Source organism: Nocardia sp. NRRL S-836 (assembly GCF_001279525.1).
Taxonomy (GTDB): Bacteria; Actinomycetota; Actinomycetes; order Mycobacteriales; family Pseudonocardiaceae; genus Lentzea.
The window spans coordinates 119,018-128,093 of the sequence record NZ_LGDY01000089.1 but is presented as its reverse complement, the minus strand read 5'-3'; the positions used below and the strand labels follow the sequence as shown (position 1 = coordinate 128,093).

6 protein-coding genes are annotated in these 9,076 nt (G+C 72.1%); 1 reads left to right on the top strand and 5 read right to left on the bottom strand.

What is annotated here, in order from left to right; all coding sequences use genetic code 11:
• Positions 1-721: 721 nt before the first annotated feature.
• The 4 genes from ADL03_RS10070 to ADL03_RS10055 all read right to left on the bottom strand — a co-directional run bounded on the left by ADL03_RS10070 (position 722) and on the right by ADL03_RS10055 (position 5,844).
• Entirely contained in the window at positions 722-1,813 is a 1,092-nt protein-coding gene (locus ADL03_RS10070; protein ID WP_053733102.1) for a hypothetical protein, read from the bottom strand.
• Between the two features lie 17 nt (positions 1,814-1,830).
• A complete protein-coding gene (locus ADL03_RS10065; protein WP_053733101.1) occupies positions 1,831-3,342 on the bottom strand; it encodes a M48 family metallopeptidase in 1,512 nt (503 codons plus the stop codon).
• A 457-nt stretch (positions 3,343-3,799) separates the two neighbouring features.
• A complete protein-coding gene (locus tag ADL03_RS10060) occupies positions 3,800-5,338 on the bottom strand; it encodes an alkaline phosphatase (protein ID WP_082373022.1) in 1,539 nt (512 codons plus the stop codon).
• Positions 5,338-5,844, bottom strand: coding sequence for a hypothetical protein (locus ADL03_RS10055; RefSeq protein ID WP_053733099.1), 507 nt, complete (start codon positions 5,842-5,844; stop codon positions 5,338-5,340). The genes ADL03_RS10060 and ADL03_RS10055 overlap by 1 nt, the downstream gene beginning before the upstream one ends.
• 281 nt (positions 5,845-6,125) lie before the next feature.
• On the opposite strand from ADL03_RS10055, the gene ADL03_RS10050 reads away from it, so the two are divergent.
• Positions 6,126-6,518 (top strand): DUF3040 domain-containing protein, encoded by a 393-nt coding sequence (locus tag ADL03_RS10050; RefSeq protein WP_053733098.1) that lies wholly within the window; start codon positions 6,126-6,128, stop codon positions 6,516-6,518.
• An 81-nt stretch (positions 6,519-6,599) separates the two neighbouring features.
• Here ADL03_RS10050 and ADL03_RS10045 read toward each other — a convergent pair whose 3' ends face one another.
• Positions 6,600-9,074: a DUF3488 and transglutaminase-like domain-containing protein gene (locus tag ADL03_RS10045; protein ID WP_053733097.1), complete on the bottom strand. Its 2,475-nt coding sequence runs from the start codon at positions 9,072-9,074 to the stop codon at positions 6,600-6,602.
• Positions 9,075-9,076 lie beyond the last annotated feature (2 nt).

Sequence of the window (9,076 nt, the reverse complement as noted above, 5' to 3'; positions counted from 1 at the left end):
CCTTCACCCCGCACGCCAGCCGCCCTCCACAGAATCCCCTGCCACACCACCGGAACCCCCACCCGCCACGTCACCTGATTCCATCCCCGCCGCTGCCCTTCACCCGCCACCGCACCCACCCCTCTGGCAGGAACCCGTGCCGTCACCCGAAGCCGCTCGCCCACCGCCTGAGCCGCTCAGCGCCGCCTGCGGACCGACCGCCCCAGGCCCGTTACCGCCCGGCTCGCTACTTACGGCCCCCGGCCCGCCATCGCGCGGCTCGCTGCTGCCGTGGGCTCACCGCCGCCCGGTCCGCCGCAGAGCTGCCCGGCGCTTGAGCGTCGGTCTTCCGGCAGCCCGCAACCAGGCACCCGTCGCCTGGACGCGTGCCGCCTATGCCCGCCTATCGCCGCTCTGACTCAAAACCTGCCATCACCCAGAAGGGAGCTGGCCACTGCCACCGATGTTCCAGCTGTGACAACGCATCCCCATCGCCGCAACCAGCTCGCCGTGATGGCGCCCGCGCCGCCCCGCCGCTGGCCGCTCTGCTGCCCGCTTCCGCCGCAGTCGCAACGCCGACCCGCCGCCGCAGCCCACCAGCGCATCGAGCTGAGCCGCCGCATCGGTCTCAACGCTCGCCGTCCACCCCTGCCGCAGCTGGCCCCTCAGCTCGGCTCACCCCCCCGCGACCCACCGCAGCCCTGCTCACCGCCCGGCCCAACACTGCCCAACCAGCGCCGCACTACCACCCAACCCGCGCCGCTCGCGAAGCCCCTTTCATCGCATCCCCGCGCATACTGAGGAAGGTGATCACCGGCAGCTCGAAGTAGTTCCACGGCGCCGCATCCGCATGCACCCCCAAAACCCGGAACTGCGCCACAGCCTCGTCAAACCGCCGCATCCGCAACAACGCGAGGATCGCGTACCCGCGGTCCTCCCGGACCGCGACCGTGTCCGCACCTTCATCCGCCAACCGGTGCAGCAAACCTTCAAGCGCCTCAACGACCTCGGGCGCCATCCACAGAGAGGAGTCGGTGTCTTCGGCTTCCTGCGCCGCCCGCAACGGCAGCCCGGCGAACCGCGCGGAAGCAGCCGCGGCCTCCAACGCGAACCCGAGTGCCATCTCGTTGGAACCGTGCCACTTCGCACACCAGTACTGCAGGGCCTGCAAGTGTCCGTTGTGGTGCAGGGGATCGCGGGCGACGAGCTCGGCCCACAGCGTGCGGAACTCGTCGTGGTCGGCGCCCAGGCCGCGGGCCAGGGTGATGAGGGTGTTCCACGGGGTGGGGTCGTCGGGGAGGACGGCGGCCGCGGCGCGGGCTGCGGTGCGGGCCTCGGTGAGGACGCGGTGGAAGCCGTCGAGTTGGGAGCGGGTGGTGTCGGTGGCCAGGGAGCTGCCGCGGATGTCCCAGGCCAGCGAGACGAGGGCCAAGGCGTGGACGACGGACCAGTGGGGGTCGGCGGGGCGGGCGGAGTGCCAGGCGTTGAGCCAGGTGTCGTCGTTGGCGGCGAGGTCGGCGAGGGCCCAGGTGACGCGTTGGCGGCGGTCCCACTGGCCGTAGGTGGAGGCGGTGAGGTCGGCGGCGTTCTCCCAGTGGCCGGCGCGGATGTCGGCTTTCACGGCCTCCAGCGCGGGGTCCTCGACCGGGGGTTCCGCGGTGACCTCGGTGTCGGGGACGAGGCCAAAGCGGTCCGGGCGGGTCTTCGGGAGCAGGAAGGAGGCGACGACCTCGGGCGGGAGCTCGTCGACCGGCACGCCGCGGCGGTTGGCCTCGCGCATCAGGCGGAAGATCGTGAGAGCTTCCCTGGGTTTGAACAACAGCGAGAGGACCACGGGGGTGCAGGCTCCAGTCAGCGGATGGGGCGGTAGTCGGGTGCGACGCCGGCGAGGGCCAGTGCGGTGCGCAGGGCCTGGGTGGTGCCCTGGTCGGAGACGGCCTCGTCGAGGTGGTCGGCCATGTCGAGGTCGTCGGTGGCGGTGACGAAGGTGGTGCGGCCGAGCCAGTCGAGCTCCCAGTGGGCGAGTCCGGCGTCGGAGAACGCGAGGGCCACCAACGCGGACAGCTCGGCGTGGACCTCGCCGCGGGCCAGTTCGCGGCGGGCGCGGGGGCCGGCGGCGCGGTTGCCGGGGACGGTGTCGGGGCCGATGTCGATGAGCCTGCCGGCGTCCAGTGCGTCGAGCACGGTCGTGAGCGACGGGGGCTTGGCCATGTGCGCGGCGGCGGCGTCGAGGAGGCGTTCGGTGCCGTGGACGACGCGGGCGCGGGCACCGATGTGGCGCAGGGTGGCCCAGTCGACGCGTTCCTTCGTGGCCGCCTCGGGGGCCATGGCGTCGAGGACGGCGGCTTCGAGCAGTGGCGTCGGGGTGTCGAGCAGGTCCAGCGCCGGGCGGTCGCCCCAGGACTCGGCGGTGGCGTCCAGGGCGTCGATGGTGGCAATGCGGTCGAGCAGAGGAGGGTGGGAGTCGTACGGGCCGCGGTCCGGGTCCGTCGGGTGGAGGCGGACGTCCTCCAGCTCCTCCTGCAGTTCGGGGGAGGTGCGCAGGCGGCTGAAGCCGTCGAAGAACGTCTCGGGCAGGTAGCCTGCCTCCCAGGCGACGGTGAGGTGGCGGGTGGTGAAGAGGTCCCAGGCCGCGTCGATCACGGGCAGCTCGCGCAGCGCGCTCGAAGCGGCGGAGGAGCCGGCCAGCTGGGCCGCGCGGGTGTCGGCGGTGAGCTCCTGGTGCCGGCTGACCGGCTGGGAGATGCGCAGGAACAGCCGGGCGTGGCCGCGGAACAGCGTCGTGACCTGGCGCTGGAACCAGCGGTCGGCGTCCAGGTGCGCTCCGGCGCGCAGCACGGCTCCCCTGCCGGAGACGACGACGCCGGCGAGCCGCGAGTTCCTGGTGGCGTAGCGGCCGAGCTCGTGGGCGAGCACGGCGATGAGCTGCTTCTCGGTCAGTGACGTGAGCAGGGGAGCGCCGACGAACATCCGGCGGCGCAGGACCCGCAGGCCCAGGAGACGGGTGTCCTCGGCGATGCCGGCGTGCACCGCACCGATGACGCGGAGCTCGTCGGGTGGACGGGTGCCGACGTCGGCGGCCAGGCGGCGGACGAGGTCCCACAGCGCGGGCTGTTCCGCGTCGGTCACGGGGATGCCGGGCACCGCGCCGGGCGTGGCGCCACGGCGTTCCACCGCGATCACGGCCTTGACCAGGACGGAGACGGCGGGCAGCACGAGGAAGGCGAGCATCAGTCCCGTGCCTGGGCGTTCGATCAGGGAGTAGACCTCGAAGGCGAGGAGCCCGGCGGCCAGGCCGGCCATGCCCAGGTAACCGGCGACGAGCAACGCGAGCGCGGCGGCAGCACGCAACGAAACACGCATGAGTACAGCGACCTTCCCCCAGATCTGCCTGCTGACCGGCAGAAGTGCAGTGTGCAGCACGCACGGCGGCGAACTCAACGCCGAATCAAGCACAGCTGGGTCAACCAGCCGATCGGCCAGTCCGCAGAGTTGGAGCTGAGGTCAGGCGGTGACCCTGTGGCGGGTTGGCGGGTTGGCGGGTTGGCGGGTTGGCGGGTTGGCGAGATGTCGGGTTGGCGGCTTCGGTTTGGGGTGCCGGGTTTGTGGGCGCCCGGTCTGGCATTCGCGGGCCCATGTCCGTCAGGTCCGCGAATGTCAGGTCCGGAACGCAAGCCCGCGAGCGCCTGGCCTGCAAGCGCAAGGCTTGCGGCTGTGGGCCAGTGCAGGCCAAGCCCCGCAGGCGAAGCCTCACAGGCCGCGCCTCACAGGCCCAGCGCCACAAACCAAGCCCCGAAGCCCACTCCTTGGGCTGTCAGCCTCAGCCCCTGCGGTACTGCGCCGGTGACCCGGCCGTCGCCGGATCCTCGTAGCTCCCCGCAACCCCGCGGTCGACGTGGAACGTCGTCAGCGTCGAGACCGGAGACGTGGCGTCGCGCCGGTCGCCGATCACCCGCATGTGCGTGGAGAACCGCCGCGGTGTCACCTCGTAGACGTCGTACCCGTACCTGTTGCCCTCGAAGTACTTCAGGTGCGGGTTCGCCGCGCCCATCACGGGGCCGTTGGTCGCGTTCCACTCCGGCGAGTAGGCGCCGGAGGTCACGGAGTGCGCCGTGAACTCGGTGCCGATCACCGGGGAGGTCGGGTCGTCGAAGTCCGGGCGGATGTCGTCGACGAACGCCGAGTGCCAGTCGCCGGTCAGGACCACGAGGTCCTTCATGCCCGTCGTGGTCACGTGGCCGAGGACCTCGCGCCGTTCGGCCAGGAAGCCGTCCCACTGGTCGGTGAAGTAGTAGCCGCCGCCGGGGCGTGCCAGTTGCGAGAGCATGATGGAGTTGATCCAGACCTGCCACGTCTCGCGGGCGTCGGAGATGCCGTCGAGCAGCCACCGCTTCTGCTCGGCGCCCAGGATCGTGCCGGTGGCGAGGTTCTGCGCGGAGCGGTACTGCCGCAGGTCCAGCACGGTCAGGTCCAGCAGGTCGCCCCACTGGCGGCGGCGGTAGATCTGTGGTTCCAGTGCGCTGCCGGCGCGGATCGGCAGGTGTTCGTACCAGGCCTGGTAGGCGGCCGCGCGGCGTTTCACGAAGGGGGCGGAGCCCTCGGAGCCGCTGTAGTCGTTGGCGACCTCGTGGTCGTCCCAGGTCAGGTAGAACGGGTGTGCGGCGTGGGCGTCGCGCAGGGACGGGTCGCCCTTGTACAGGGCGTGGCGGCGGCGGTAGTCGGCGAGCGTGAGGGCGGCGGGGCCCTCGTGGTCGCGGACGTGCTGGCCGCCGACCTGGCCGTGTTCGTAGATGTAGTCGCCGAGGTGCACGACGAAGTCGATGTTCTCGCGGGCGATGCCGTGGTGGGCGGCGTAGAAGCCGTCGTGGAAGGCCTGGCAGTTTGCGGTGGCGAAGCGGACGCGGGAGAGCGGGCCCACGGGTGCGGTGCGGGTGCGGCCGACGCGGCTGCGCTTGCCGAGGGCGCGGAACTGGTAGTGGTACGTGCGACCGGGACGAAGACCGTGCACGGGCACATGGACGCTGTGCCCCAACAGGTTCGAGGCCGCGACGGTGCCGCGGGCGACGTGGTGGCGCATCGCCGCGTCCGTGGCGACGGTCCACTCCACCTCGACGACGTCGGGCAGCGGCTGGTCGAACGCGAGGGGTTCCGGTGCCAGCCGGGTCCACAGGATCACGCTGTCGGGCAACGGATCCCCGGAGCCCACGCCCAGGGTGAACGGGGCCGCGTCCCACGAGGCGCCGAGCTGTTCGGCGGCGGCACGGGCTTCCCGCGGGGACAGGCCCTGCGCCAGCGGCCACACCGTGCCCAGGGCGCCCGCGGCAGCGGCGGCGCGCAGGAGGTCACGCCTGTTCAACATCAGCGGGCTCCGATCGTGAACGAGAGGTTGTCCGCGTAGCCGTCGTTGGACGTGCCGCCACCGGAACGGGTCATTTGCAGGGTCACCACGGCGGTGCGGCTGCCGGGCGGGACGGTGCCCGAGGTGGTCCGCTCGAACAGGCCCGTGCGGTTGCCGCGTTCCTCCGCGGTGACCGGGCCGAGCACCACGAGACCGCGCGGGGTGCCCGCCCCGTCGAGGAACTCCACCGACAGGCGTGCGCCGTCCTGCTGCGATGCGTAGCCGCCGAGCCAGGCGGAGACCGCGAACCGAGACGGACGGCCCGGCAGCGTCACCCTCTGTCGCAACGTGCTCAGGGGTGTGTCCCCGCCGCCGAAGAACGCCGCACCGCGCTGCGCGGGGCCCGGATCACCGGGGCCCGGATACCCCTGCCCGGTGTCGTAGCGCAGCACCACCGGGGTGCCCGCGACGGTGTGCCAGCCGGTCAGGCCCTGTTCGGCGCCGCCGTTGACGATCAGTTCGGTCATGGGCCCGATCCGACCAACCGGTCATGGCGTACCCGGATCGCGTGGCCGAACGAGGCGTGAACGGCAGGCCACAAGGACCCGGCAAGGCCTCACGAAGGCCTCACCACTGCCCCAGGAGGATGATGGTGACAGAACCGACCGTATGAGAGGGCCGACTGGGTAGTCGCCGGGGCGCGTGGCTCGTATCCTGGAGGGTGACGTCCCCAGGGTGGGCCGTCCGCCGGGATCGGCGGCAACCGCGAACACCCGGCGCCCGCGACCGCTGTGCCGGAGGAGGAACGATGCCACTCTCCGAGCACGAGCAGCGACTGCTCGACCAGATCGAGCGCGCGCTCTACGCCGAAGACCCGAAGTTCGCATCCACCGTACGAGGCGCCAAGCTGCGGCGGCCGTCCAAGCGGCGTCGTGTCCAGGGCATCGGGTTGTTCGTGGCCGGTGTCGCGGCGCTCATCGCCGGCGTGATCTTCCCGCAGCTCGCGATCGCCAGCATCCCGGTCGTGAGCGTCTTCGGCTTCCTGCTCATGTTCTTCGGCGTGCTGATCACCCTGACGACATTGCGTCGCGGTGACCAGGTCGCCGAGGGCGGGCAGGAAGAGGGCGCGCAGCGCAGCCGCAGCTCGTTCTCCGAACGGATGGAGGAGCGCTTCCGCCGGCGCTTCGACGAGGAGCAGTAAAACCCCTCAGACCACCAATCGGGCCCGCCCCCACCAGGGGACGGGCCCGATCCGTCTGTTCAGTCCCACGCCGGGGCGGTCCTACACCGGGACCGGGTGCTGCTCCGGCACGTCGGCCAGCGGCACCGGCGAGCGCCGCAGCACCGACTTCGGGAACAGCCTGGCCCGCACCGACAGCGGCGCGTTCTGCCGCAACGACTGCCGCACCGCCGTCAGCGCGGCGGGCAACGCCGGGTCGGCCGCCGGGTTGGGGCTGTACCAGGCTCGCTCGACGGCCCCGATCAGCACCCGCAGCCCGTCCCGGCCGGCGTCGTCCAGGTTGTGCTCACGCGCCAGCCGCCGCGCGGCCGTCCTGATCGTCTCGGAAGACGGCACCGGGGCGCCGCGGTCGATCGACTCGGCCATCAGCTCCGCCCACGCCGCCGTCGCCGCGCCGGGGCCGAGCGCCGTCACGGTGTGCAGGCGGTTGTGCCGGCGCACGGCCCGCACGAGCGCCGGGGTCATGACCGCCCCGACGACCACCAGCAGCACCGCCAGCCACCACGAGAACAACGCCGCCGCCAGTCCCACGCCGAGCAGCCACAGGGTGGCCGCCGCGGGGATCAGCAGCCTGCGCGCCCACCCCACGCCGAGGATGCCCGCGCCGATCACGCCGAGCAGCGCCAGCGCCAGGAACAACGTCAGCAGGAACGCGAGCAGGAGCACCACGCCCAGCGCCCACAGGTGCCACGGCGGCGTCGACTCCTGCTGGGGCAGCGCCTGGCCCTGGTCCTCCTCGCCGTCGGGCGAGGTCGAGGCGGCCGCCGAGCCCTGGGTGGCCGGCGCGGTCGTCGTCGTCTGGGTGTTCGCCGTCGGCTCCTCCTCCGCGCCCGGCGACTGTTCGCGCAGGTACGGCGGCACGACCGCGCGGCCGGCCTCGATCGGCGTCGGGTCGAACGTCATCCAGCCGTGGTTCGGGAAGAAGATCTCGACCCACGCGTGGGCGTCGTCGGTGCTGATCGTCCGGTAGGAGTTGTCGGGAGACGGGATGCCGGCGGTGAACCCGATCGCGACCCGCGAGGCCAAGCCGACCGTGCGGGCCATGGCGGCCATCGCAGAGGCGAACTGCTCGCAGTAGCCGCGCTTGCCCCTGGTCACGAAGTCGGTCAGCGCGTCCTTGGTGACGTCGCCCTGCGTCTTCAGCTCGTACTTGAAGTCGCTGGTCGGGCCGTTGAAGAACTCGGTGAGGGCGGCGGCCTTGTCGAAGTCGTTGGTGGCGTCCCTGGTGATCCTCTTCGCCAGGTCGATGACCTCCTGCTCGACCCCGTCGAACTTGTAGTACTCGGGGTCGACCAGGTTGCGCGGGCCGGACGCCATGCGCAGCTGGGTCTTCGTCGGCGTCGACAGCACGGTCTCGAGCTCGTAGGTCTCCGGCTCCCGCTCGCGCTGGGTGAAGATCACGCCCTTGCCGGGGTCGAACCGGTAGTCGTCGTCCGGGGTGTCGATGCGGCGGACCGCGCCGTAGGTGGGCAGCCAGAAGCTCGTCCAGCCGCGCGGCTCGATCTCGACCTTCGTCGACTTGCCCTGACCGTGGTCACCCGGCTGCAACGGCAGGTCGCCGCGCGCGGGCTGGCCGCCGGGGTCGCTGCCGCGTTCCCAGCCCTTGTTCGGCACGTACCTGGCCAGCGTCGAGGCCCGCATGTACGAGCTCTCCGGCAGGCCGCGCACGTAGAACACCTCGGTGGTCTTGCCGCGGTTGAGCATGCCGCGCAACGACGTCATCTCGTTGAGCCCGATGCCGCCACGGCCACCGGCGCCGCTGCCGCTGAGCGGGAGCCGCCCGACCGTGCCGACGATCGTCACGCCCGCGCCCACGACCAGCGCGATCACCATCGCGATGCTCGCCACCGTGGTCGCCGAACTGCCCGTGCCGCTCGCCGAACCCGACCCCAGCCGCCCGCGCCACGCCTCGTGCCGGTGCTGGCCGTCCACCGCGAGCAGCATCGCGAACGCCGCCGCACCCAGGACGAACGTCCAGAACGGCAGCATCTCGTCGGCCAGCGACGCCGGCACCGCGAACACGCACAGCAGCACCAGCCCGGACGCCGCCGGTGCCGCCGCGGCCACGGCGAGCGTGTCCACGAGGACCGCCACCAGGCCGATCGCCAGCACCACCAGCGCCTGGATCGCCGGCGACGCGTGCACCGGCGGCACGCCGGTCTGCACCTGAGCCACCGACTCCGCGAGCACGTCGCCGAGCTCGCCCAGCGCGTCGGGGCCCGGCAGGAACAGCAGGACGCCCGACCGCGTGTGCAACGCCGTGAGCAGGCACAACAGCACGAACACCTGCGCCAGCGCCACCAGCGGCGGAGGCAGCCTGGTCGCCCTCAGGAACGCGCCGGTCACCGTGATCGCCACGATCACCACGGCGATCCTCACCAGCCACAGGTCGCCCTCGATCACGCCGGACAGCGCCGTCGACGCGCACAGCACCGCCAGCGCCGCGATCCACGGCGTGGCGGAGCCGAACCACTCCGATGACTCCGTGCCGTTGCGGGAAGCCGTTCTGGTCGCCATCG

Coding starts and splice junctions, on each gene's coding strand:
- ADL03_RS10050 (WP_053733098.1), top strand. CDS start 6,126: ATGCCACTCTCCGAGCACGAGCAGCGACTGCTCGACCAGATCGAGCGC.
- ADL03_RS10060 (WP_082373022.1), bottom strand. CDS start 5,338: ATGTTGAACAGGCGTGACCTCCTGCGCGCCGCCGCTGCCGCGGGCGCC.
- ADL03_RS10045 (WP_053733097.1), bottom strand. CDS start 9,074: ATGGCGACCAGAACGGCTTCCCGCAACGGCACGGAGTCATCGGAGTGG.
- ADL03_RS10065 (WP_053733101.1), bottom strand. CDS start 3,342: ATGCGTGTTTCGTTGCGTGCTGCCGCCGCGCTCGCGTTGCTCGTCGCC.
- ADL03_RS10055 (WP_053733099.1), bottom strand. CDS start 5,844: ATGACCGAACTGATCGTCAACGGCGGCGCCGAACAGGGCCTGACCGGC.